Source organism: Moraxella canis, assembly GCF_034424565.1.
Lineage (GTDB): Bacteria > Pseudomonadota > Gammaproteobacteria > Pseudomonadales > Moraxellaceae > Moraxella > Moraxella canis.
In genome coordinates, this window is record NZ_CP139961.1 from 206,281 (window position 1) to 228,774 (window position 22,494).

Consider the following 22,494-nt stretch of genomic DNA (forward strand, 5'->3'; position numbering starts at 1 on the left):
GGTTTTATTTGTAAAATACCCTTGAGCACTGAACGCTTTATGGACGCTCAGCGTGTCTACTTTTGCTATTTTTGATGCCGCCGGTGACGCTTAAGGCATCAGATTTGCAAGGTATTATTTATACTTTGTGCTGTCAAACGTGCTGTTTGATCAGTATTTAGCGAGAAGAATATCATGCCAGCCAGCCAATTACTCAGTCAGCGCCATTTCAGTGCTATTATTATTGCAAGTCTCATCGCCGGTGTGGCTTTTTTTGACTTTGCGATTTTTTTATATTTATCTGACTTATTGCTACACATCTTTTTTGGCGATACAGAGCACACTTGGCTTTCTCGTCTTCAGCTATTTGGACTGTTTGCGACAGGCTATATTGCCAGACCTCTAGGCGGACTGCTGATTGGGCGCTATGGTGATACCAAAGGTCGCAAGCCTGCACTGTTTATCAGCATACTGGGTGTGGCGGTATTTACTTTATTAATTGGTCTATTGCCCCAGTATAGCCAAATTGGCTTAATCGCGCCTGTTCTCTTTATTATCGCCCGAGTGATCCAAAGCCTTGCCATTGGTGGCATCATGCCAGGCGTTTGGGTGTATGTCACCGAACATCTGCCAACGCGCTTTATGGGCGCAGGTTGCGGTACGGTCTTATCAGGCTGCACACTGTCTTTGATTGCTTTGATTTTATTAATTAACTGGCTAGATGGCGCATTGACTTTGGCACAGATGATGAGCTTTGGTTGGCGCATTCCGTTTATTTGTGGCGGTCTGTTAAGCTTGGTATTGATCTTGGCGTCATACAGATATCTGCAAGAGACGCCCATTTTCTTAGCGGCGCAATCTCAAACACCATCAAATCATGAGAACGACTCAATGCTCAGTACCGTGGGTCTGTCCACCTTGACTGACTCACAAATACAGCAGATTAACGATCTGCCTACAACTGAATTTGAGCTTTCTCAAGATACGACGCTGCCGCATGACAACGCAAATTCAAACTCAATGACGCCGCCACCCAAAATTAGCGGCATTGATCAGCGCACAGTCGCGCCAGTGATGCGCTTTGCCTCAAAATTGACCAGCTTTGCCAAATCATCGGTGTCATTTTTTCAAATTATTTGCAATAAAAATATGCTCGTCAGCATTGTGACTGCCGTGATTTTGGTCAGTATTGTGGTAAGCTTATTGATCTTTACCCCAATTTTATTGACGGATTTGGTTGATGGCAGCTTCCGAGTTTCCGAAACTGTTTTATGGTTTGGTAATTTGCTTGCGATTTTATTTATGGCAATTGGCTGCCTGATATTCGGTGTCTTGGTGGATAGGCTCAATCCTGGGATTGTACTGACTTTTGGTAGTCTATTTTTAGCAATGCAGGCGGCTTTGTTTTTCAATCATCTGCGTGATGGCGGTGACTATGCTTTGATATTCTTTGCCCTGTTTGGGTTTGCTTCAGGCATCATTGGCGCCATTCCTTCGATTGTTGTGCGCTTATTTTCTGTTAAGATTCGTTTAACAAGCGTTGGTGTCATCCATAATGTTGTCATCGCACTTGTCGGTGGTTTGTTGCCTTTTGTTCTAAATTCAGCTTCAGCCTATGCAGCTTTTGCCCCCGTGATTTTTATCGTCTCACTATCACTGCTGATGATGTTCATGAGTTTTTATATCTACTACATTCCTCGCACCGACTTTGATATGAGTCGCTAAAAAAACACCGCATGGCTCAGACCATGCGGTTTTTTTATGAATGATCATTAAAAATTAACAGTTTGCACACCTTGGTCACTGGCTTTTAGCATCAGATGCGCTGACTGCGCTGCAAATACGCCATGGCAGACCACGCCTACAATGTTATTTAAGGTAGCCTCCATCTTAGCCGCGTCGGTGATGTCAAGGTCATATGTATCTAAGATGACATTGCCATAATCAGTCACAAATCCTTCGCGATATACAGGATCGCCGCCCATCGCCACCAACTCACGCGCCACATAAGAGCGCGCCTGAGGCAAAACTTCGATCGCTACAGGAAATCTGCCCAGTTTATCGACGATTTTTGAGTCATCTACCATACAAATAAAGCGCTTTGAAGCAGCCGCGACGATTTTTTCGCGCGTCAGTGCGCCGCCGCCGCCCTTGATCATATTGCCGTGCGCATCAATCTCATCAGCGCCATCAATGTACAGATCCAAAACCCCCACTTGATTCAAATCATAAATCTCGATACCCAAAGCTTTTAATTTATCTTCGGTGACTTGAGAGCTGCTCACTGCGCCTTTGATGCGCACTTGCGGTAGCAGCTCGATCAAGCAATTAACTGTACTGCCTGTACCCACGCCCAAAATCATACCATCTTCGATATGGCTTAATGCAGCTTTGGCAGCGGCTTGCTTTTGAGCAAGTTTTGGATCGGTTGCGGTCATCGTATTTCCCCAATGAAAATTTACTTAATTTTACGCCAAAGTCGCCAAAAACTAAACCACTTTTTACCAATCCAAACATTTTCACCGATTTTCAACCACCCATTTTATACCCAAAATCACATTAACATGGGGATTAATCAAAATACGGTGGATAATCGCCAAAATGATTGTTGAAAATGTTACAATGCCGATTTATTTTTGCTTTGATAAATTTGGGGGATTGGATGCAAGGCATCATCACACTATTGCTGATTCTAAGCCCAATGTTTGTTGGGTTTGCACTGCCCACATCACAAAAAAGGGTCGCTGCCAGCGAGCAGGCGCTCAATTATTTGGTATATTTGATTTTGATTGTGATTGGTATTGAGCTGGGATTGGTGGAAGACTTAGCACAAAAAGTTGGTGATATCGCCAAATATCTGAGTACATTGGTCGTGCTAACGATCGGGGCTGGGCTGATCAGTCTTGGCATATTTGATCAATATTCTCTAAAAAATCAGCCTAAAAATCAGGCATCTTTGACCAACAAACCAAAAATCAGCCTAAGGGGCAGTTTGGTGCAGCTGATCTGTCTGGCGATCGGATTCATCGCTGCCAAGTTTTTGCCAGCCCAGTTGATACCACCTGATAAGACTACCACCGTACTTTTAATGGCGTTATTATTTTTAGTGGGTGTCAGCCTAAAAGGCTCAGGCATCACCTTAAAGCAGGCTTTGGTAAATAAACAGGGCTTAAAAATAAGCGCCATATTTATGCTATGCACGACCTTATCAGGGGTAGTGTTTGCACTGCTATTTGATGAAGTCACGCTCATGCAGGGTTTGGCTTTGGCGTCTGGGTATGGCTGGTACTCACTTTCAGGCACGATTATGACAGATGCTTATGGGGCGGTATGGGGCAGCGTCGCCTTGCTCAATGATCTGGCTCGCGAAGTGATAGCCTTGATTTTTATTCCGTGGGTCATGCGCTACTCTACTTCTGCAGGCGTGGGATTGGGCGGCGTGACCAGTCTTGATTTTACATTGCCGACCATCTTGCAGGCAGGTGGTACCCATATCATGCCCATGGTCATCAGTTTTGGATTTATTACTAATGTCGTCTCGCCTGTGCTGATGGTGCTATTTAGCTCATTTGGATAAGCTGTCAGACACATCAAGCTCAGCCGCTTAGCGATTGGCTCGCTCGATCAGCAGGCGCATCACCGATGGTGACTTGGAAATCGCCTTGACAATCTCACTGCGCGCATAGCGTATCACAGGAATGTCGCTAAGCGCCGACGCATAAGCAAAATTAATCATAGAAAAGCTGTGCATCATCATCGAATTATGCCCTTTGACCGCACGTTCATACTCACCCAATAAACGTGCGCTTAAGGGTAAATTTTTGGTGCGGTACTCATCTATCAATGTAATCAGCGCCTTCACATCTGATAAGCCCAAATTCAGCCCCTGCCCTGCCAATGGATGCACTCCATGCGCAGCATCGCCCATCAGCGCTATCAAGCCCTTATGATAGCGTTTGGCACTTTGTGCAGACAGTGGAAAACTGGCAACCGACTGCACCTCATGAATATCCCCAAGCACATAACCACTTGCTAACGCCAACCTATCTATGAGACTCTTAGGATTTTGATGGTAGTCGCTCAAATATGCCTCTGCAATCTGCTCAGGCAAGCTCCATACGATCGACTGCCACCGCCCTTGATCCTGTTGATTGAGATCAGCGATGGGCAATAGTGCCAAAGTGCCTGTTGGTAGCATCACTTGACGCGCTGTATTATCATGCGGCTGATCGGTTCGGATAGCGCAGCAGATGGCTTTTTGATGGTAATCAAGCCTATCAATCCCAATCCCCATTTCTCGGCGCACCAAAGACGCGCGACCGTCTGCCCCGAGCAGCAGCTTGGCTTTCACCATCTTGGCTTGATTATCAGCTTGATAACGTATGCACACACCGTCAGACATCTCATCAAAAGCCATGCCATGAGCCGCCAAGCTGATCTCGTATTTTAAAGTTAAATTGTCACACGCTTGGGCGCGGCGCCACAGTGCCTCATCCAACACCGAAGGCTCAACCATAGAGCCAAGCATAATATTTTCAAAAGCTCGTTCGTCTTCAAAAATCAGCTCACCAAAATCATCTCGCGCCCACACATGCATTTGGTCATAGTCAGCACGTCTGGTGATGCCATCCCATACATCGGCACTTTTGAATAAATCTATACTGCTTCGATTGAGTGCGTATACTCTAGCATCTCGCTGAGCCAGCCTAAGATCAAAAGACGCCTGGCTAGGGGCAGGCTTATTATCCAAAATAATGACCTGATAGCCCCTTTGGGCAAGCAAGATGGCACAGAGCATACCTACAGTGCCAGCGCCAATGATAGCAACATCATAATGCTTGGCTTGGGACTTTGGATCAGTCACTGAAATTGGCAGCTCGCCTGATGGATGATTTTGAACAGTCATAATAATAAAATGCGGTAAAATATGTGTCATTTTACCGCATCTATGCTTATTTTTCAGGGAAAATTTGGTGCTGATAGGCTTGTCGTTCAATGAACACATAAAGAAACAAGCCCCAAGGGTTCCACCTGCCTTGGGGCTTGTTTCAACTTGATTGACATCCGTCAGCTGACGGACTGGCATTAGCAGCGATAATACAAATCAAACTCAAGTGGATGTACCGCTTCGTTCATTTTGTGCACTTCTTGCATTTTTAGGTCGATATAAGCATCGATCATATCTTTGCTAAACACATCACCTTTTAATAAGAAAGCATGATCTTCTTTTAGGGCTTTTAAGGCAGCTTCTAGATTCTCTGCCACAGTTGGAATCAATGCTTCTTCTTCTGGTGGTAAATCATACAGATTCTTATCTGCCGCCTCACCTGGATCAACTTTATTTTCAATGCCATCAATCCCTGCCATCAGTAATGCAGCAAAGCACAGATATGGGTTGGCTGCTGGATCTGGGAAACGCGCTTCGATACGCACCGCTTTTGGGCTAGACACATGCGGAATACGAATAGACGCTGAGCGGTTCGATGCTGAATATGCTAATTTAATCGGCGCTTCAAAATGTGGTACCAAGCGCTTATAGCTATTGACTGTTGGGTTGGTGATCGCGTTTAGCGCGCGTGCATGTTTGATGATACCGCCAATGAAGTGTAGCGCGGTCGTCGATAGACCAGCGTACTCATCACCAGAAAAAGTATTGACGCCATCTTTTGAGATCGACATGTGGACATGCATCCCAGAGCCGTTATCACCGACGATTGGTTTTGGCATAAAGGTTGCGGATTTACCAAATTGATTGGCAACATTTTGCACCACATATTTAAATTGCTGTACTTCGTCGGCTTTTTTGACCAAAGTATTAAAAGACACGCCAATTTCAAGCTGACATGAAGCCACTTCATGATGATGCACTTCCACACGACCTTCACCCATGATGTCTTCGATGCGCTCGCACATGACGGCGCGCATGTCATGATAATGGTCAATCGGTGCACTCACAGCATAGCCGCCTTTCACCGCTGGACGATGACCATTATTGCCCCATTGGTACTCTTTGATTGATGACCAAGATGCCGCTTCAGAAGTGATGGTGTTGCGAGCGCCTGATGGGTCAATATCCCATTTAACATCATCAAACACAAAAAATTCAGGCTCAGGACCAAAAAATGCAGTATCACCGATGCCTGTTGATTTTAAATAAGTTTCCGCGCGGCGTGCGATTGAGCGTGGGTCTTTTTCATAACCTTGTAAGGTTGCAGGCTCGATCACATCACAAGTCACGACCACTGTTGGCGCCTCATAAAATGGATCTAAATACGCTGTCTCAGAATCAGGAAGCAAAATCATATCCGATGACTCGATGCCCTTCCAGCCTGCCACCGATGAGCCGTCAAACATTTTACCATCTTCTAGCGTGTCTTCATCCACGGTAGACGCTGGAAAAGTCAAATGCAGCTCCTTGCCATGCGTGTCAGTAAAACGAAAATCAACCCACTTAGCACCCGATGATTCGATCAGATCAAATAACTTGTTTGACATAATACACTCCTGCTTTTTTATGAAATTTTCAGTTAAGCTCACCGACTTTACGCGCTGTCAGTGATTGGCTTGTCAGTTATCATACGCTTTTTTTGGGTAAAGGTAAAGACAAAAACCCAGCAAAAATCATATTATAAATATAAATAATAAATATAAAAATATTTATTATTTATAAAAATAAATAAGTAGATATTTTACTGTTATAAAATATAACTATCTGATTTTATTTGATTTAATTTTTATCATATTTTTATGCAATTTTCATAATATTAATTAAATTAAATATATATTTTTATTATTAATTAATTTATAAATATTTATGATAATATAATCTGTTTTTATTATTATATATTGATAATATCTTATCTGTTTAATGAGCATAAAAAATCGCGCTCCAAAAGCGCGATCATGACCCAAATTTCGCCAAATCAGTCAGGCAAATTCATCTTGGTCGTATCAGGATTGAGACCAAAATAAAAAACAACGGTCGCCACCAAACTATTCACCCCAATAAATGTCCAATCAACCCCCTCATGATGCAGCACGAATCTCCCTAAAAGCGCTGACACGCCAAGCATCACAATAAAGCACCCCACCAAATAGCCAATGATGGTCGGATGTTTGACAGAAGTGATCTCGCCAGCTTGACGCTTAGGATGTAATAGCTTTAGATTGATAAAAAAGCCAATGGTATAAACGATCGCACCCATCAACAGATAGCCCAAAAATCCCATGCCGATTTTCCTTATACTCAAATAAGTGGTTATTTATTTTGATGAAACTCTGATGTTAAGCTGATGCGCTTATCATCACATGCCACTTGATAAATGGTATTAACCGCCCCCATCAAAGACACAGCGTAGTGACTATCAAGCATCGGATTGGTATTGGCGCTGGTCTCATGCAGCTTGGCAATCGCCAAGACTTCATCTGGTCTTGCGATGATCTCGCCTGCCACATCGCTCATAGACAGATTGATAGAATTGGTAGAAAAATATTTCCAGCCATCTGATTTGGCAAGCACAGTCAGAGGCTCAGGCTCATCCCAGACTTGGGCTTTGCTTTCATCTTCTTTCATCTGCATCACATATTTGCCATCTTTTAAGCTGATCTGAATACTGGCAGGCGTGTCCTTGTCAATGGTGTAACAGCCCACATAAGTCGTCTGCTGAATGTCAGCTTCAGGGGCGCTGACCGAAGCTTGTTCAGTCGGTTTATCACCACACGCGGTCACCATCATCGCTGCACTCAATGCACTTGCAAAAACTAAAAATTTCATCACCTTTCCAAGACAGTCATATATTTACGCTATTTTACTTTGAAATCTTGATTTTGACTAGGTTTAAAATACTGGAAAACCACGATAAAGTTCAGTAAAATAAGCTTTTATTTTTATTAAGTTTATCATAATGAATGCAGCCAAGCCCTATCGTCTTTCTGTCGTCATGATCGTCAAAAATGAAGCTCATAATTTGGCATTATCGTTGCCAAGCGTGGCTGAATTTGCTGACGAAATCATCATCTTAGACAGTGGCAGCACCGATAACAGCCGTGATATCGCTGAAAGCTTTGGGGCAAAATGGTATGTGAATACCGACTGGCAAGGCTTTGGTAAACAAAGACAGCTTGCCCAAAGCCATGCCACAGGTGAGTGGATTTTAGCCCTTGATGCTGACGAAGTGGTCACGCCCACACTCAAAAACAGCATCTTACAAACCATTAAAAATCCCCCTGCCAATACAGTCTATGGCATCAAACGGCTTGATTTTGTGTTTGGACATCAAATTGACAATGCTTTGTGGGGCGTGAAAGCCCATTGGCGACTTTATCCCAAACATTTTGGCTATGATAATAATTTGGTGCACGAATCCGTTGTTTTGACTGGAGCAAGCACCGCAAAACTGGACGGATTTTTGGAGCATCACACTGCACCCACGCCCAAATTTTGGCTAGAAAAACGCCTAGACTATGCCAAAGCGTGGGCAGATGACCGCCATGCCCAAGGCAAAACAGGCAAATTTTATAAAGTCGTGCTTAATCCTTTGTGGGCATTTGTCAAGCAATATGTGATTGATGGACGATTTTTGCAGGGGCGTTATGGACTGATTTATTCGCTGATGTTTAGCCAATATACCTTTAATAAATACGCCTGTCTTTATGATTTAAGTCACAATCAAGCCGAACGAGCTTTTTTGCAATCTGTGGCGATGACAAAAAACTTACAGCCCATTGACCTTTCACAAAAAAAATCCACGCTCTCACTGGTGATGATTTGTAAAAATGAAAGCAAACATCTCAAAGCATGTCTAGATACGGTGCATGATATCGCTGATGAAATCATCATCTTAGACAGTGGCAGCACCGATAACACTCGCCAAATTGCCGAAAGCTTTGGGGCAAAATGGTATGTCAATACCGATTGGCAAGGCTTTGGTAAACAAAGACAGCTTGCCCAAAGCCATGCCACAGGCGACTATGTGTTGGTGCTTGATGCCGACGAACGACTTGACCAGACGCTGCGCGAGTCTATCGCCAAGGTACTCAGCCTGCCTGTACAAACCGATAAAGTATTTAGTGTGGCTCGGGTCAATACGTTTTGCGGGGTGGAAGTTCAGCCACGCCGTTGGTACACCGATAAATTGGCTCGCTTATATGCCCGTAAGTTTGAGTACAGCGACCTAAACGTACACGAATCCTTAGACCAACAAGGTGTGCCAAGCCAAGTTTTAGACGGCTACTTGCCCCACATCACTAATGATGATTTACATCATTTTTTGGTAAAGAACATTCGTTATAGCCATGATTGGGCGCAAGAAAAACATGCCAAAGGTAAGCAAGTGAGCCTATTTGGGATAATGGGTCGCTCGCTGGTGTCATTTTTGCGTGAATATGTACTTAGAGCTGATTTTAGTGGTGGTGCATACGGCTATATCTTAGCGGCGGCATCCATGGGCTACACCTTAGATAAATACATCATGCTTTGGCAGATGAATCAGGAGAATTGATGAAAACTTACGTCATCAGTTTAAGCCACGCCAAAGAAAGACGAGACCATATTCAGGCAGAATTTGGTAAACAAGGCATCGAATTTGAGTTTTTTGATGCGGTGACGCCTATAGATACGCTTGCGGTTTGCCAACAGCTTGGTTTATCTTTACATTATAATAACACCTTGTCAGATGGTGAAAAAGCATGCTTATTAAGTCATGCGCTTCTCTGGCAGAAAATGATTGATGAGAATTTGGATTATCTAGCAGTATTTGAAGATGATGTATGCTTGGGTCGCGAGGCAAATTTGGTCTTAACATCATCGCCTTTTATATCCGATTTTGATGTGATTAAGCTTGAAACATATCTAGAGCTTACTCATACCAGATCGACCAATTATCAATTGGGGGGGGTAGAATGCTACATTTATTAAAGACGCCACACACTGGTACAGCAGGTTACCTACTCTCAAATTCTGGCGCACGCTTTTTTTTGACCCATCTTCGCTCTCTGTCAAGCCAAGACTATTATGCTGTAGATCATGTAATGTTTGATGCCAATTTAAAAAGTATAAAAGCATATCAGCTTGTACCTGCTTTGTGTGTACAAGCTGACCGTCTAAATCCCACAAAACTTGCAAGTGTGATCAAGCAAGGGCGCGATGAAATCGCCCCAAAGAAGAAAAAGCATAGAACAGCCACTCGTTATATTAATAAGTTATATCGCAGCATCGGCAAGCGTACATTTTTTAAGACCGTATCTTTTGAGTGACCGTATCTATGAAAACTTACGTCATCAGCTTAACCACTGCTAAAGAAAGACGAGACCATATTCAGGCAGAATTTGGTAAACAAGGCATCGAATTTGAGTTTTTTGATGCGGTGACGCCTGCTGCTATTGCCAATTATTCCCACAAGCTTTCAATGCCAATCATCAATAATCAAAGACTCACCGACGGCGAAAAAGCCTGCTTTTTAAGCCATGCAGCTCTTTGGCAGCAGATGATTGATGAAAACTTAGATTATATGGCAATTTTTGAAGATGACGTATTTTTGGGTGATGATGCAGCTCGTTTCATCAAAGATGATTGGCTGGATTTTGAATTTGATATTATCAAACTTGAAACTTGGCATGAATTGGTTCATATTGGTAACAGCATCCATCACTATGGCGAAAGAACGCTTAACCCCCTAAAAAGCACCCACGTCGGCGCCGCTGGCTATATTCTCAGTCGGTCAGGCGCCCAAGAGCTGCTACAATTTATTAAAAGCATTGATGAATATGAGTGTTATGCCATTGACCATGTTATGTTTGGTGCTTATCTGTCTATGGGTAAGGTGCTGCAGTTATGCCCTGCGCTGTGCCAGCAACCAGACAGTCAGGCACAAAATTTAGCCAGTCAGCTGGAGCAAGATAGAAAAAATCATAAGTCTGTTTATCATGCCAAAGACTCATTGCCTACCAAACTAAATAAAACAGCCAAACGATTTTATAGAAGTTTTGGAAAACGCTTTTTTTATATCACTGTCCCATTTCGCTGATTTAGATGACAGTCATCAAATTTATTCGTCTGACATTTTTTGACGAGCTTTGATGTTTGATTTTGAAATTGGTCGTGATGGATTTAGACTCTCGCCTGCAAGCACACGCTCATAGCAGTCCAGATAAGCCTTAGACATCGCCATATGGCTAAAATGAGCTTTGGCATGCTCATGACATGCTCTTCGGTCAAATCGTGCCACATCCTTAACAGCTTCGGTCAAAACGGCATAGCTATCTGATAATACCCCCACTTCTTGGCTGACAATGTCGGGCATCGCCCCAAATGGCGTGGCAAACACAGGACAGCCCAAATATAAGCTTTCAATCACTGCAAGCCCGAAAGGCTCATGCCATAAGACAGGAAAAATCAAGCCTTTGGAGTTGGCGATTAGGTCGTTTTTTTGTTGACCGCCCACCATGCCATGAAAATTCAGCTTATTTGATAAATACAAGTAAGGATTACGGCGGATATTAAACCGATGACCACCCAGCACATGCAGTGGCATGCCTGCTCCTTTGGCAATTCGTACTGTGCCTTGCAAGTTTTTGATGCGCCATGATGCTTTTGCCAAGAAATGCATATAATGCTTCGGCGACATCAAGTTTGGCTCGCCATAATCTGGCCAAAATAATCCATTGTGCACATAGCATGTGGCGGTATTATTATCGGCATGTTTTTTTGACAGATAAATGGTGTTGATATTAAACTGTCTTGGCGTTTCGCTGTTGCTGTGCTCGGTGCACACATAAGGGGTCTTGATATCCCCATCATAAGGAAAATGAAAATGAATGATATCTGCCCAGCCTTGTATTTGAGTCTCTATAGGCTGTGCGTCATCATAAAGCAGTCCATCTGGATGATTGCCATTGTGTTTGGTTAAAAATTTGACGTCATGTCCAAGCGCTTTTTGACCTTGATATAACGCCCATAAGACACGTTCGGTGCCGCCATAGTCATTGGGCGGTATGGGCAGCTGAGTGAGTAGCACGTGTAATATTTTCATAGTTATTCATCTAGCTCAAAGTCATAAGGCAAATTTTTTGTGACCGCAGGCTCGTTGGCATGTAGCGATTCACCATCTAACACTTTTTCATAATAGTTTAAATATTCTTGACTCATGCGCAAGTGATTGAACGTCTCTTTGGCATATTCATGGCAAGTTTTTCGATTGTATTGATTAATATTGGCGATTGCCTCAATCATCACTGACTTTTTATTTGTGCTAACGCCAACTTCAGGAATGATCAGCTCTGGCACCGAACCACAATGGCTGCCAACCACAGGACATCCCAGATATAAGCTTTCAATCATTGCAAGCCCAAAGGCTTCATAATTAAGCACAGGAAAAAGCAATGCACTGGAATTTTTGATCACTTGATTTTTCTTCTCGCCGCCCAGCATGCCATGAAAAGTAATTTCATTACCCCAATAAAAATATGGCTGATATCTGCCGTGAGTCGCCCATTTTAAGGAATAGCGCTTACTGCCTATTACATGCAGCTGCTTATTAGAACGGTGAGCTATCTCAACACTGTCTTTGAGGTTTTTGTCTTTATATTTAGCATTTGCCAAAAAATGCACATAATTTTGAGGCTTGCCTAGGTTGGGCTCTCCATAGTCTGGCCAGTATAGTCCATTGTACACATACGCCTGACCACCGCTACGCTCAGCGTGTAATTTGCCCAAAAAAATGGTATTCTTTGGAAATGTAGCAGGCGTGACTTGTTGATTGTGAGTGGTGCAAACAAAGGGCGTGGCGATCTCACCGCGATACAGAAAGTGAAAATGAATGATATCTGCCCAACCTTCTACCTGCTCTTCAAGGCTAAGCTTTGGATCAAAAACCAAGGCATCTGGGTGATTGTTGGCGTATTTCGTCAGAAATTTGACCTCATGCCCCAATGCTTTTTGACCCAAATACAAAGCCCACACGACACGCTCAGTGCCGCCATACTTAGTCGGTGGGATAGGCATACGAGTAAGTAGCACATGAAGAATTTTCATAACATTTCTTGACAGGGTGAATAAATTGTAACCAATATTAGCATATTTATGTATAAAAGACTATGATGAAATCTTAGCCGACCGCCTTTGATACCTTGGCTTGATTTATGTGCTTCTTTATTACACATTTCTTTTGATCATTTAGTCAATTTAATCAATACGCTTCTAAAGTTATTCATTAACCATATTTTAATTTTTAAAACATACGATCAAATTTAAAGCTATCTATATTATAAATTAATAATTATCATCGCATGAAGATTTTTTAAGGTATATCTTGACAAGCTGAGTAATTTGTAAATAATATGAACATATTTATCAATAACAGATTATGATGAAAAATTACGTTATCAGTTTAACGACAGCATCAGAAAGACGAGATCATATCATCCGCGAGTTCGGCAAGCAGGGTGTGGATTTTGAATTTTTTGATGCAGTGACGCCAGAACAGGTTGACAACTTAGCTGAAAGATATAATATCAATGTCGGCTCGTGTGAATTAACCAAAGGTGAATTAGCCTGTCTATTCAGCCATTTATCCTTATGGCATAAAGCTTTAGAGGAGAACATGGATTATATCGCCATTTTTGAAGACGATGTATATTTGGGGAATAACTCTCATTTATACCTAGGTGATGCAAAATGGATACCAAAAAACATAGACACAGTTAAACTTGAGTTCTTTCAAGAATTGGTTGATATGGATTTCACTGGTCTTAAACTACCAGGAAATAGAAAGCTAAGAAAAATAAATTCAGTTCATTTGGGTGCAGCCGGGTACATCCTAAATACGCATTCAATTAATAAATTTTTAAATATAATTAAAAGTTATCAGAAAATCATCCCTATTGACCATGTCTTATTTGATTCTCATTTAAAAGAAATAGATGTATTCCAAATGCATCCTGCCATCGTTGTGCAAAGCGACCGGGTGAACACTGCTGGAAATAATAATATTAATGTTTTTAAAAGCCAGTTAGAAGCGGATCGTAGGGTTAGGATTAATAATTCTCAAATATCAGAAAATATACTTAAAAACGAACTACCATATACTCGTTACAAGCGTAAAATAATTAGAGAAATTCATAGAATCATTGCTCAAGTTACTACTTTGACAAACACTTTATATAGGCATTTTTTTTCAAAATCAAAATATAGATAATTATTTGCGGTTTATTGTATAGATTTTTAGAGAGGCTTATGATTAGCAAACTCACCTTCGGCCTTTTCTCCGAAAAAGATACCGCAAGTTTTATGCGGCTCATGGCTTATATCAAACCATACAAAGCACGCATTTTGTTTGCCTTGCTCGCTATTGTTGGGGTTGCCCTCAGCGAAAGTTATTTGGCGGCATTTATTGCTCCACTTGTCAATCAAGGCTTTGCAGCTGCCGATCCTACAAACATCCCCATGTTGACAGGAGAGGGACTAGGCGCGAAGCTAAAGTATTATGCCCAAAGCTTTCAGCATATGATTTGGGGTACGGAAAATAAAGTTTGGATTGTTCCGCTGTTTTTTATGGGTTTGGTGATCTTTCGTGGGATTTGCCGCTTTATCAGCGCTTATTTGATGGCATGGGTAGCCACCACTGCCATCGGTCATCTTCGCCGAGATATGTTTGATAAAATGCTGTCATTTTCATCAGCGCACCACCAAACCATGCCCTCAGGCGAGATGCTAATGAATATGGTGCAGATGGCCGAAAACTCCATCAGTAATGCCAGTAATGTATTTATCGTTTTAACGCGCGATACTTTAATTGTGATTGGCCTGGTATGCGTGCTGTTTTATCTGAATTGGCAGCTTGCATTGTTTATCATGATTATGTTTCCAGTACTGTCCGCCCTGTCGCGCTACTATCGTAATCGACTTAAAGACATTATCGATAACGCTCAAAAAAGTATCGGTTCATTAAATAATGTTGTCAATGAAACCCATCAAGGTCACCGCGTGGTCAAACTGTTTGGTGGTCAGGCGCAATCTTCTGCCAAATTTTCTGAAGTCAATAATATCATCGTGCGACTTGGCAAAAAAATCAGCCAAGCTAACGCAGCTCGCTCCCCCATCAGTGAAGTGGTTGGTTCCACAGCATTGGCCGGTGTGATATTTTTTGCCCTATGGCAAAGTCAGCAAGGACTGACCACCATTGGTGAGTTTATGGCGTTCATCGTGGCGATGATGCAGATGTTTGGACCCATCAAAAATCTTGCCAATATCAGCATCCCGATGCAGACGATGTTTTTGGCGGCTGACTCAGTATGCGCCTTTTTGGATACCAAGCCTGAAGATGATCAAGGCACGATCGAGCTGAGCAGTGTCAAAGGCTACATTCATTTTAATCATGTCAGCGTGCAGTATGATAATGAAACAACCAAAGCACTCGATGATTTTAATCTTGATATCTGCCCTGGTGAAAAAATCGCTTTTGTCGGGCGGTCAGGATCAGGTAAAACCACTGCGATCAACCTACTGCCGCGCTTTATCAATCCTGTTGCTGGCGAGATTTTATTGGATAATATTAATATTCAAGAAGTAAAGCTTACCAATCTAAGAAGCCAGTTCGCCTTAGTTTCTCAAGAGATATTTTTATTTGATGACACCTTATTTGAAAATGTGCGCTACTCACGCCCAAATGCTACCGAAGCAGAAGTTATGGCAGCTTTAGAAGCCGCCAATCTTACTGAGCTGGTCACCAAGCATCCAAAAGGTCTGCATCAGCCGATCGGCGCCAATGGCAGTCTGCTATCAGGGGGTCAGCGCCAACGCGTGTCGATTGCGCGCGCCATTTTAAAAGATGCGCCGATTCTGCTGTTAGATGAAGCTACCAGCGCTCTTGATAATGAGTCTGAGCGCCTTGTACAGCAAGCACTTGAGCGTCTGATGTCAGGACGTACCAGTATCATTGTGGCTCACCGCTTAAGCACGATTGAACAAGCCGACCGTATCATCGTCATGGACGGCGGAAAAATCATTGAAGAAGGCTCTCACACAGAACTTTTGGCAAAAGGTGGGTATTATGCGATGCTGCATAATTCATCTTCGATCACAGAATCTTAAGCACTCACTTAAAACCCAAAGCCAAGCGTTTATTCAATTTTGATAAGCGCTTGGCTTTATTTATTATCCAATCAAACAGACATAACCAATCTTTCGCTATCTAAACCCACCCTAATACCACCTACCTCTAAGTGTCATGATTTTTTCACAGTCATCAGTTATAGTACAAAGCTGGGCATTATAGGACCCTTGGCTTGACTTTGACCGTTCTAACTTTGCAAATTTGCAAAATTATCTTTGAATTTTCGCCCTTATCATTTGCTGACTGCTGATTTATACTATACCCAATGAATGATTAAATTTTTTGGAGTTTTTATGAAATCTGTATATCACGCAGCTGACAGTCGCGGTACCGCTAATCATGGCTGGCTAAAAAGCCGTCACACATTTAGTTTTGGTCATTATTATGACCCAAAACGCATGGGATTTGGGGCGCTACTGGTCATCAATGATGATCAAGTCATTGGCGGTCAAGGCTTTGGCACGCATCCGCATCGCGACATGGAGATTATCTCCATCCCTTTGAGTGGCGATTTGGCGCACAAAGACAGCATGGGTAATGGCAGCATTATTAAAAATGGCGACATCCAAGTCATGTCGGCAGGTACAGGCGTCACTCACAGCGAAATGAACGCCAATGCTGATCAGATTGTCAAATTTTTGCAGATTTGGGTTCAGCCTAATAAAGCTGGCGTCACCCCGCGCTATCAGCAAATCAGTCTGGCTGACCTGATTGGCAAAAATGAATTTGGTCAAGTGTTATCGCCCAATGCTGATGATGCAGGCGTTTGGATTCATCAAGATGCTTGGTTCCATCTTGGTCATTTTGACGCTGGCAACTCAAGCGAATATACGCTCAAAAATTCTGATAACGGTGTCTATGTCTTTGTAATTAAAGGTAAAATTCGTGTTAATGACACCATTTTAGATGAGCGAGATGGCTTGGGCGTGTGGGAAGTAGATACACTGAATGTACAAGCCGATACGGATGCTGAAGTGTTGCTGATTGAAGTGCCTATGAGCTGATCTTTGATCTTGGATGATCGCAGAATGCTGGATCCATCAGACTGAAAACTTAGCCCATTCATCACGATAGTTCTACTCACAATTTAACCAATCATCCATAATAGGAGCATGGATATGATTACAAAAGACGATTTTCGCATTCATAATGAGTCATTTGATTTGACCAATCCGATGAATTCTTTGAGAATCATGGCGGGTGCAGGCTTTATCCCACATGCTTTTGGTAAATTTGCCGATGGCGGGATCAATCCAGCAACTTTGGGATTTTTTGAAGCGGCAGGATATGCACCAGCCTCATTATGGATTATTTTTGCGGCGATCGCCGAAATTGTGGTAGGTGTGATGTTGGTTTTGGGCATTGCCACACGTTTTAGCGCCTTCATTGCTGCTGCTATTTTGGTCTTTGCGCTAGGATCTTTGATTGTTGTGGCGGGGTTTGGTTGGTTTTGGAATACTGGCGGGATTGAATATCTGGTGTTCTGGATTTTGGTGTGTTTATTAGTTTGTCAGTATGAATTTATAAAACACAAAACCCATTTTAGCAGATAATCCTTAAAAGCTTGCCGATACCACCGATATCAGCAAGCTTTTTTAATAACAAGTCACCTACAGAGCTACGCTTGTATCTTAAGTAAATTTTGCTAGAATAGGATTGGCATAGGTATGCGCGCTGGCTATCCCATTTGACTGATCGGCGGCCAGTTTAACGATTAAAATTTAAAATGGCTTTAAAATGACGAAGGACATGATATGACTGACTATCAAGTAATCGATAATAAAGAGCTGTCTCGATTTGAAATCCATAAAGATGGACATGTGGCATTTGAAAATTACCGCTTATTTGATGGCGGCATTGCTTATACTTATACCGAAGTGCCAGAAGCGCTTGGCGGTCAAGGCATTGCTGCATATTTGGTAAAACACATTTTAGATGACGCAGCAGCCAAGGGCTTAAAGGTGGATCCTGTTTGCCCTTATGTGCGCAAGTACATTGACAAGCATCCTGAATATCAAGCAAATACAGTCAATTACAGCGCACCAGGCGAATAAATGAGCACAATGACAAATTTCAAGGAGAAATAAATGAGTGTTGATAAATACAATGCAGAGACCAAAGATGTTGGGGGCATTCCTGTTGCTCGCTTATTGCCGCAGCCACAGCGCAAGACCGTTGGCGCTTGGTGCTTTTTGGATCATGCAGGCTCTGATGAGCTTGAGTTTAGCGCAGAAGAAGACGGCTTGCAGGTTGGCTTACATCCACATATCAACTTGCAAACATTTACTTGGATGTTGGCGGGCGAGGTTTGGCATCAAGATAGCCTAGGTCATCGTCAGCTGATCCGCCCAAAACAAGTCAATCTCATGACCGCAGGCACAGGCAGCCATCGCGGGATCAGCCATACCGAGCAAACCCCAGAAGGCGTCAAAGACCTGCACGCAGTTCAGCTTTGGATCGCCCTGCCGATGGATCAAGAGATTGAACCAAATTTTGAGCATTATCCAGACCTGCCAACTTGGTCAAAAGATGGTATCGACTACATTTTGACTACCGGTAGCTACCATGGTCATACCGCGCCTACCACTCAATACAGCCCTTTGGTTGGCGTTGATATGCGTTTTAAACAGGCGACCGAGTTTGATATTGAAGAACAAGAAGGTTTTGAGTATGGTTTCTTGATCATTAAAGGCGAGCTTACCATCAATGGTCAAGTGTACCAACAAGATGAATTGGTCGTGCTGTCTGAGTGCGCGAGTGCGGACGGCTCTTTGTCCATGTCGGCTGCTGACGATACCCATGTGATGCTCGTTGGTGGTGAGCCGCTGCCACATCCGACGGTGATTTGGTGGAACTTTGTTAGCAAAGACATCGAAAGCTTACAAGAAGCTGTGGATGATTGGAATAATCACCACGAGCGCTTCGGTGATATTAACTTAGAAGGCTCTAAGCTGCGTCGCTTGGTAGCGCCAGATGTTCCAGACACACTGAGTGTGCCAGATCATCGTTGATAAGATACCGATTTAATAAAAATGGCAATACGCCCTGTATTGCCATTTTTGCATTTATAACTTGACAACTTCTTCGGCTTGCAATCCTTTATCGCCTGTTGTTACAACAAACTCTACCGCTTGACCTTCTTTAAGTGAGCGATAGCCTTCCCCTTGAATCGCACGAAAATGCACAAAAACATCTTCGCCAGTCTCGCGTTGAATGAAACCAAACCCCTTGGCATCATTAAACCACTTTACAACACCTTGCTCTTTAGACATAACAAATTTCCTTGAGTGCTCAATCGACAGACGAGCCATTAAGTACCAGTGGGTCTGATAATTTGAGCAATCATCAAACCTGCCAAAAATCACAAATGATTTTGAAATTTCATCTTAACATTATTTCAGACAATAACAAATACTTAGCCCCTTAAAATCTTATAAATGTTGAACATTTATTTTTAAAATAGTGAAATATTGTGGCTTAAAATCTTGTATTCAAACCATTTGCCAAGATTTCTTAAATTGGTTACAATAATTTTTTGTCAAATATATTTAGCCTTATGAGCATCCAAACCACCAAAAAAATCGCCTTGATTAACGGACCTAATTTACACCTGTTAGGCATTCGAGAGCCTGAGATCTATGGCTCAGTCACTTTGACGGATATCATCAATGACTTAACATCCCAAGCTGCATCGCATGGTATTGAGCTGATCGCCTATCAATCGAATCATGAAGGCGCGATTGTTGATTTTATCGGTGAGCAGGGGCTATTATCATCCGATCCTATTGATGGTGTCATCATCAATCCAGGGGCGTATACGCACACTTCTGTGGCGATTCGTGATGCTCTATCAGCCATGGATAAGCCATTTATTGAGGTGCATTTATCAAACATTCATGCGCGCGAGCCGTTTCGTAGCCACTCTTATTTGTCCGATAAAGCGGTTGGAGTGATCTGTGGCTTAGGTGATATGGGCTACAAGATGGCAATGGATTGGTTTATCAAGTATCTTAAATAGTCAATTTATCAGTATTTATTTTAGGTCATATTCAGAAGGATGGTCATGACAACGACAACACAAAAACTCATCGCTCAAAACGATCAATACGGCACCAAAAACTATCTGCCACTGCCCATCGTGGTCAGTCAGGCATCTGGGATTTGGGTGGAAGACCCTGAAGGAAATCGCTATATGGATATGCTGAGCGCTTATTCTGCGGTCAATCAAGGGCATTGCCACCCACGCATTATCCAAACACTTAAGCATCAAGCTGACAAAGTGACCTTAACCAGCCGAGCTTTTCATAATGATCAGCTGGCACCATGGAGTGAAAAAATTTGCAAGCTTGCTGGTAAAGATCGGGTTTTGCCGATGAATACAGGCGCTGAAGCAGTTGAAACTGCCATCAAAACCGCTCGCCGATGGGGGTATGACATCAAAGGGGCGGCTGATGATCAAGCTGAGATCATCACCTGCGTGGGCAATTTTCATGGTCGCACCATGGGCGCGGTATCGCTGTCATCCGATCCTGAATATAAGCGCGGCTTTGGTCCGATGTTGGGCGGTATTAAGCTGGTGCCTTATGGCGATATTGAGGCATTATCAGCTGCCATCACCCCAAATACCGTGGCATTTATCATGGAGCCTATCCAAGGCGAGGCAGGGATTAATATTCCCAAAAAAGGCTTCATGAAACAAGCTTTTGAGCTTTGTAAGGCTAATCAAGTGCTATTCATTGCCGATGAAATTCAAGCAGGGCTCGGTCGCACTGGCAAGCTATTTGCGTGTGAGCATGAAGATGTCACACCAGACATGTATATTCTTGGTAAAGCTTTGGGCGGCGGCGTTTTTCCGATCTCATGCGTGTTGGCAAATGATGAAATCTTGGGCGTCTTTGAGCCAGGCTCGCACGGCTCAACCTTTGGCGGTAATCCGCTCGCCTGCGCTGTCTCCATCACCGCATTAGATGTCTTGATAGAAGAAGGCTTGATTGAAAATTCTGCCACATTGGGCGAATACTTTTTGGAAGAACTACAAAAAATCAATCACAGCAGTATCAAACAGGTGCGTGGACGAGGATTATTTATTGGCATGGAGCTCAATGAACCTGCTCGCCCCTACTGCGAAAGACTCAAAGAGTTGGGGCTTTTGTGCAAAGAGACGCATGACACCGTGATTCGGTTTGCGCCGCCACTGATCATTACCAAAGATGAAATTGACCTGGCTCTTCAAAAGATCCATCAGGTGTTTGGGTAAGGTTTAATATCACCAAATAAATAGCCTGATGTAAGATCAGGCTATGAATGATTACACTAGTGGGTTGATCACAGGGATTTTATACGGCTTGTCTTTTTGCTCTGCTTTTTGGTCATTGTCAGAGGCGTCGTTCTCTTTGTGAAATTTTGGATTAAAGTTTTGCACCAAAGGATTGATTGGCAAGCCCATTTTATCAAGCTCATCAGTCACCCCTGATTGGATGTTGTCACCCTCGAACAGACGCTCATCCTCATTACGATCTAGCGCCAAGCTCTCAAAGTCAAATAACTCACGATCAGCAAGCTGACTTGGAGCGACATTTTGAAGCGCCTTAAACATACTTGCCAAGCGCTTTGGATGCGCATTATCCCACTCACGCAGCATCTCATTGATCATGGCGCGCTGAAGATTTTCTTGAGAGCCGCACAGATTACAAGGAATGATGGGGAATTTTTTATAATTGGCGTATTTGATGATATCTTTTTCGGCGACATACGCCAGTGGGCGAATGAGTATGTTTTGCTTATCATCCGACAACAGCTTGGGTGGCATGGCTTTTAGGCTGCCTCCATGAAACAAGTTCAAAAAGAAAGTTGCCAAAATGTCATCTCGGTGATGCCCAAGCGCCACTTTGGTGGCGCCAATTTGCTTGGCAAAACCATAAAGCGAGCCGCGGCGTAAGCGTGAGCAAGCCGAACAGTAAGTTTTTCCTTCAGGGACGACGGATTTTACGATACTGTAGGTATCTTTTTCTAAGATATAATAAGGAATCCCCTGCTCAGACAAATAACGCGGTAAGACTTCCTCAGGAAATCCAGGCTGTTTTTGATCAAGATTGACCGCCACTACCTCAAAATGAATCGGTGCGATGCGCTTTAAGAATAGCAAAATATCAAGCAAGGTAAAGCTGTCTTTACCGCCTGAAATACACACCATGACGACATCGCCATCTTCAATCATCTTAAAGTCGCGAATCGCCCAAGAGACTTCTTTTCTTAGCTTCTTTTGTAATTTTTTAAATCGGCTAGATTTTATGCCATCATCAAATTCATGACGCTCATCATCTGACGGCGACTCGTCATCATCATCTGCCATATCAACGGACTTACCCATGAGCACATCGGCGATGTGCTGCTCATCGGTGGTTTG

The 22,494-nt window shown here is 43.0% G+C and carries 23 protein-coding genes; 14 read left to right on the plus strand and 9 right to left on the minus strand.

Annotated elements, in window-relative coordinates; all coding sequences use genetic code 11:
- Positions 1 to 174 precede the first annotated feature (174 nt).
- Positions 175 to 1,704, plus strand: coding sequence for an MFS transporter (locus tag U0021_RS00860; protein ID WP_114800183.1), 1,530 nt, complete (start codon positions 175 to 177; stop codon positions 1,702 to 1,704).
- A 47-nt stretch (positions 1,705 to 1,751) separates the two neighbouring features.
- Here U0021_RS00860 and rpiA read toward each other — a convergent pair whose 3' ends face one another.
- Positions 1,752 to 2,417 (minus strand): ribose-5-phosphate isomerase RpiA, encoded by a 666-nt coding sequence (gene rpiA, locus U0021_RS00865; protein ID WP_114800182.1) that lies wholly within the window; start codon positions 2,415 to 2,417, stop codon positions 1,752 to 1,754.
- Positions 2,418 to 2,641: 224 nt separating this feature from the next.
- Here rpiA and U0021_RS00870 point away from each other — a divergent pair, with 224 nt between their 5' ends.
- On the plus strand, positions 2,642 to 3,556 hold the full coding sequence (locus tag U0021_RS00870) for a lysine exporter LysO family protein (protein WP_114800238.1): 915 nt from the start codon (positions 2,642 to 2,644) through the stop codon (positions 3,554 to 3,556).
- A gap of 27 nt (positions 3,557 to 3,583) precedes the next feature.
- Here the strand turns inward: U0021_RS00870 and U0021_RS00875 are convergent, their stop codons facing one another.
- The 4 genes from U0021_RS00875 to U0021_RS00890 form a co-directional block, all read right to left on the minus strand.
- Positions 3,584 to 4,885: an FAD-dependent oxidoreductase gene (locus tag U0021_RS00875; protein WP_114800237.1), complete on the minus strand. Its 1,302-nt coding sequence runs from the start codon at positions 4,883 to 4,885 to the stop codon at positions 3,584 to 3,586.
- 179 nt (positions 4,886 to 5,064) lie between these two features.
- Positions 5,065 to 6,474: a type I glutamate--ammonia ligase gene (gene glnA / locus U0021_RS00880; protein ID WP_049237657.1), complete on the minus strand. Its 1,410-nt coding sequence runs from the start codon at positions 6,472 to 6,474 to the stop codon at positions 5,065 to 5,067.
- A 428-nt stretch (positions 6,475 to 6,902) separates the two neighbouring features.
- On the minus strand, positions 6,903 to 7,208 hold the full coding sequence (locus U0021_RS00885) for a hypothetical protein (RefSeq protein WP_049237658.1): 306 nt from the start codon (positions 7,206 to 7,208) through the stop codon (positions 6,903 to 6,905).
- A gap of 29 nt (positions 7,209 to 7,237) precedes the next feature.
- Positions 7,238 to 7,753 carry a hypothetical protein gene (locus U0021_RS00890; RefSeq protein WP_078256398.1) on the minus strand — a complete coding sequence of 172 codons (516 nt, stop codon included), beginning with the start codon at positions 7,751 to 7,753 and terminating at the stop codon, positions 7,238 to 7,240.
- A gap of 130 nt (positions 7,754 to 7,883) precedes the next feature.
- Here U0021_RS00890 and U0021_RS00895 point away from each other — a divergent pair, with 130 nt between their 5' ends.
- Genes U0021_RS00895 through U0021_RS00910 form a run of 4 tightly spaced genes read left to right on the plus strand, consistent with a single transcriptional unit; the run spans position 7,884 to position 11,003 of the window.
- Positions 7,884 to 9,479 (plus strand): glycosyltransferase family 2 protein, encoded by a 1,596-nt coding sequence (locus U0021_RS00895; RefSeq protein WP_114800181.1) that lies wholly within the window; start codon positions 7,884 to 7,886, stop codon positions 9,477 to 9,479.
- A complete protein-coding gene (locus U0021_RS00900; RefSeq protein WP_114801199.1) occupies positions 9,479 to 9,895 on the plus strand; it encodes a glycosyltransferase family 25 protein in 417 nt (138 codons plus the stop codon). Before U0021_RS00895 ends, U0021_RS00900 begins: the two co-directional genes overlap by 1 nt.
- Complete coding sequence (locus U0021_RS00905) at positions 9,880 to 10,233, plus strand: glycosyltransferase family 25 protein (RefSeq protein WP_114801198.1); 354 nt, start codon at positions 9,880 to 9,882, stop codon at positions 10,231 to 10,233. Before U0021_RS00900 ends, U0021_RS00905 begins: the two co-directional genes overlap by 16 nt.
- Positions 10,234 to 10,241: 8 nt before the next feature.
- Positions 10,242 to 11,003, plus strand: coding sequence for a glycosyltransferase family 25 protein (locus U0021_RS00910; protein WP_114801197.1), 762 nt, complete (start codon positions 10,242 to 10,244; stop codon positions 11,001 to 11,003).
- A gap of 21 nt (positions 11,004 to 11,024) precedes the next feature.
- On the opposite strand, the gene U0021_RS00915 is transcribed toward U0021_RS00910, so the two are convergent.
- Together U0021_RS00915 and U0021_RS00920 are read right to left on the minus strand one after the other, a co-directional pair.
- On the minus strand, positions 11,025 to 12,008 hold the full coding sequence (locus tag U0021_RS00915; protein ID WP_114801196.1) for a glycosyltransferase family 4 protein: 984 nt from the start codon (positions 12,006 to 12,008) through the stop codon (positions 11,025 to 11,027).
- A 2-nt stretch (positions 12,009 to 12,010) separates the two neighbouring features.
- Entirely contained in the window at positions 12,011 to 13,009 is a 999-nt protein-coding gene (locus U0021_RS00920) for a glycosyltransferase family 4 protein (protein ID WP_114801195.1), read from the minus strand.
- Between the two features lie 334 nt (positions 13,010 to 13,343).
- On the opposite strand from U0021_RS00920, the gene U0021_RS00925 reads away from it, so the two are divergent.
- From U0021_RS00925 to U0021_RS00950, 6 genes are all read left to right on the plus strand, one after another.
- Positions 13,344 to 14,171, plus strand: coding sequence for a glycosyltransferase family 25 protein (locus U0021_RS00925; protein WP_162816845.1), 828 nt, complete (start codon positions 13,344 to 13,346; stop codon positions 14,169 to 14,171).
- A 38-nt stretch (positions 14,172 to 14,209) separates the two neighbouring features.
- Positions 14,210 to 16,066, plus strand: a complete 1,857-nt coding sequence (gene msbA, locus U0021_RS00930) for a lipid A export permease/ATP-binding protein MsbA (RefSeq protein ID WP_327037526.1) — start codon at positions 14,210 to 14,212, stop codon at positions 16,064 to 16,066.
- A gap of 315 nt (positions 16,067 to 16,381) precedes the next feature.
- Positions 16,382 to 17,092: a pirin family protein gene (locus U0021_RS00935; RefSeq protein ID WP_049237794.1), complete on the plus strand. Its 711-nt coding sequence runs from the start codon at positions 16,382 to 16,384 to the stop codon at positions 17,090 to 17,092.
- Between the two features lie 114 nt (positions 17,093 to 17,206).
- Positions 17,207 to 17,641: a DoxX family protein gene (locus U0021_RS00940; RefSeq protein ID WP_205276594.1), complete on the plus strand. Its 435-nt coding sequence runs from the start codon at positions 17,207 to 17,209 to the stop codon at positions 17,639 to 17,641.
- A gap of 201 nt (positions 17,642 to 17,842) precedes the next feature.
- The gene (locus U0021_RS00945; RefSeq protein ID WP_114801156.1) at positions 17,843 to 18,142 is read left to right on the plus strand and encodes a GNAT family N-acetyltransferase; all 300 of its coding nucleotides are present in this window, start codon (positions 17,843 to 17,845) and stop codon (positions 18,140 to 18,142) included.
- Between the two features lie 33 nt (positions 18,143 to 18,175).
- A complete protein-coding gene (locus U0021_RS00950; RefSeq protein ID WP_114801155.1) occupies positions 18,176 to 19,099 on the plus strand; it encodes a pirin family protein in 924 nt (307 codons plus the stop codon).
- Positions 19,100 to 19,153: 54 nt separating this feature from the next.
- Here U0021_RS00950 and U0021_RS00955 read toward each other — a convergent pair whose 3' ends face one another.
- Positions 19,154 to 19,360, minus strand: a complete 207-nt coding sequence (locus U0021_RS00955; RefSeq protein WP_049237789.1) for a cold-shock protein — start codon at positions 19,358 to 19,360, stop codon at positions 19,154 to 19,156.
- A 284-nt stretch (positions 19,361 to 19,644) separates the two neighbouring features.
- Between U0021_RS00955 and aroQ the strand changes: the two genes are divergently transcribed.
- Positions 19,645 to 20,106: a type II 3-dehydroquinate dehydratase gene (gene aroQ / locus U0021_RS00960; protein ID WP_114801154.1), complete on the plus strand. Its 462-nt coding sequence runs from the start codon at positions 19,645 to 19,647 to the stop codon at positions 20,104 to 20,106.
- Between the two features lie 45 nt (positions 20,107 to 20,151).
- On the plus strand, positions 20,152 to 21,345 hold the full coding sequence (locus tag U0021_RS00965; RefSeq protein ID WP_114801153.1) for an ornithine--oxo-acid transaminase: 1,194 nt from the start codon (positions 20,152 to 20,154) through the stop codon (positions 21,343 to 21,345).
- Positions 21,346 to 21,396: 51 nt separating this feature from the next.
- Here the strand turns inward: U0021_RS00965 and ttcA are convergent, their stop codons facing one another.
- Positions 21,397 to 22,440, minus strand: a complete 1,044-nt coding sequence (ttcA, locus tag U0021_RS00970) for a tRNA 2-thiocytidine(32) synthetase TtcA (protein WP_407666589.1) — start codon at positions 22,438 to 22,440, stop codon at positions 21,397 to 21,399.
- Positions 22,441 to 22,494 lie beyond the last annotated feature (54 nt).

Coding starts and splice junctions, on each gene's coding strand:
- U0021_RS00860 (WP_114800183.1), top strand. CDS start 175: ATGCCAGCCAGCCAATTACTCAGTCAGCGCCATTTCAGTGCTATTATT.
- rpiA (WP_114800182.1), bottom strand. CDS start 2,417: ATGACCGCAACCGATCCAAAACTTGCTCAAAAGCAAGCCGCTGCCAAA.
- U0021_RS00870 (WP_114800238.1), top strand. CDS start 2,642: ATGCAAGGCATCATCACACTATTGCTGATTCTAAGCCCAATGTTTGTT.
- U0021_RS00875 (WP_114800237.1), bottom strand. CDS start 4,885: ATGACTGTTCAAAATCATCCATCAGGCGAGCTGCCAATTTCAGTGACT.
- glnA (WP_049237657.1), bottom strand. CDS start 6,474: ATGTCAAACAAGTTATTTGATCTGATCGAATCATCGGGTGCTAAGTGG.
- U0021_RS00885 (WP_049237658.1), bottom strand. CDS start 7,208: ATGGGATTTTTGGGCTATCTGTTGATGGGTGCGATCGTTTATACCATT.
- U0021_RS00890 (WP_078256398.1), bottom strand. CDS start 7,753: ATGAAATTTTTAGTTTTTGCAAGTGCATTGAGTGCAGCGATGATGGTG.
- U0021_RS00895 (WP_114800181.1), top strand. CDS start 7,884: ATGAATGCAGCCAAGCCCTATCGTCTTTCTGTCGTCATGATCGTCAAA.
- U0021_RS00900 (WP_114801199.1), top strand. CDS start 9,479: ATGAAAACTTACGTCATCAGTTTAAGCCACGCCAAAGAAAGACGAGAC.
- U0021_RS00905 (WP_114801198.1), top strand. CDS start 9,880: ATGCTACATTTATTAAAGACGCCACACACTGGTACAGCAGGTTACCTA.
- U0021_RS00910 (WP_114801197.1), top strand. CDS start 10,242: ATGAAAACTTACGTCATCAGCTTAACCACTGCTAAAGAAAGACGAGAC.
- U0021_RS00915 (WP_114801196.1), bottom strand. CDS start 12,008: ATGAAAATATTACACGTGCTACTCACTCAGCTGCCCATACCGCCCAAT.
- U0021_RS00920 (WP_114801195.1), bottom strand. CDS start 13,009: ATGAAAATTCTTCATGTGCTACTTACTCGTATGCCTATCCCACCGACT.
- U0021_RS00925 (WP_162816845.1), top strand. CDS start 13,344: ATGAAAAATTACGTTATCAGTTTAACGACAGCATCAGAAAGACGAGAT.
- msbA (WP_327037526.1), top strand. CDS start 14,210: ATGATTAGCAAACTCACCTTCGGCCTTTTCTCCGAAAAAGATACCGCA.
- U0021_RS00935 (WP_049237794.1), top strand. CDS start 16,382: ATGAAATCTGTATATCACGCAGCTGACAGTCGCGGTACCGCTAATCAT.
- U0021_RS00940 (WP_205276594.1), top strand. CDS start 17,207: ATGATTACAAAAGACGATTTTCGCATTCATAATGAGTCATTTGATTTG.
- U0021_RS00945 (WP_114801156.1), top strand. CDS start 17,843: ATGACTGACTATCAAGTAATCGATAATAAAGAGCTGTCTCGATTTGAA.
- U0021_RS00950 (WP_114801155.1), top strand. CDS start 18,176: ATGAGTGTTGATAAATACAATGCAGAGACCAAAGATGTTGGGGGCATT.
- U0021_RS00955 (WP_049237789.1), bottom strand. CDS start 19,360: ATGTCTAAAGAGCAAGGTGTTGTAAAGTGGTTTAATGATGCCAAGGGG.
- aroQ (WP_114801154.1), top strand. CDS start 19,645: ATGAGCATCCAAACCACCAAAAAAATCGCCTTGATTAACGGACCTAAT.
- U0021_RS00965 (WP_114801153.1), top strand. CDS start 20,152: ATGACAACGACAACACAAAAACTCATCGCTCAAAACGATCAATACGGC.
- ttcA (WP_407666589.1), bottom strand. CDS start 22,440: ATGGCAGATGATGATGACGAGTCGCCGTCAGATGATGAGCGTCATGAA.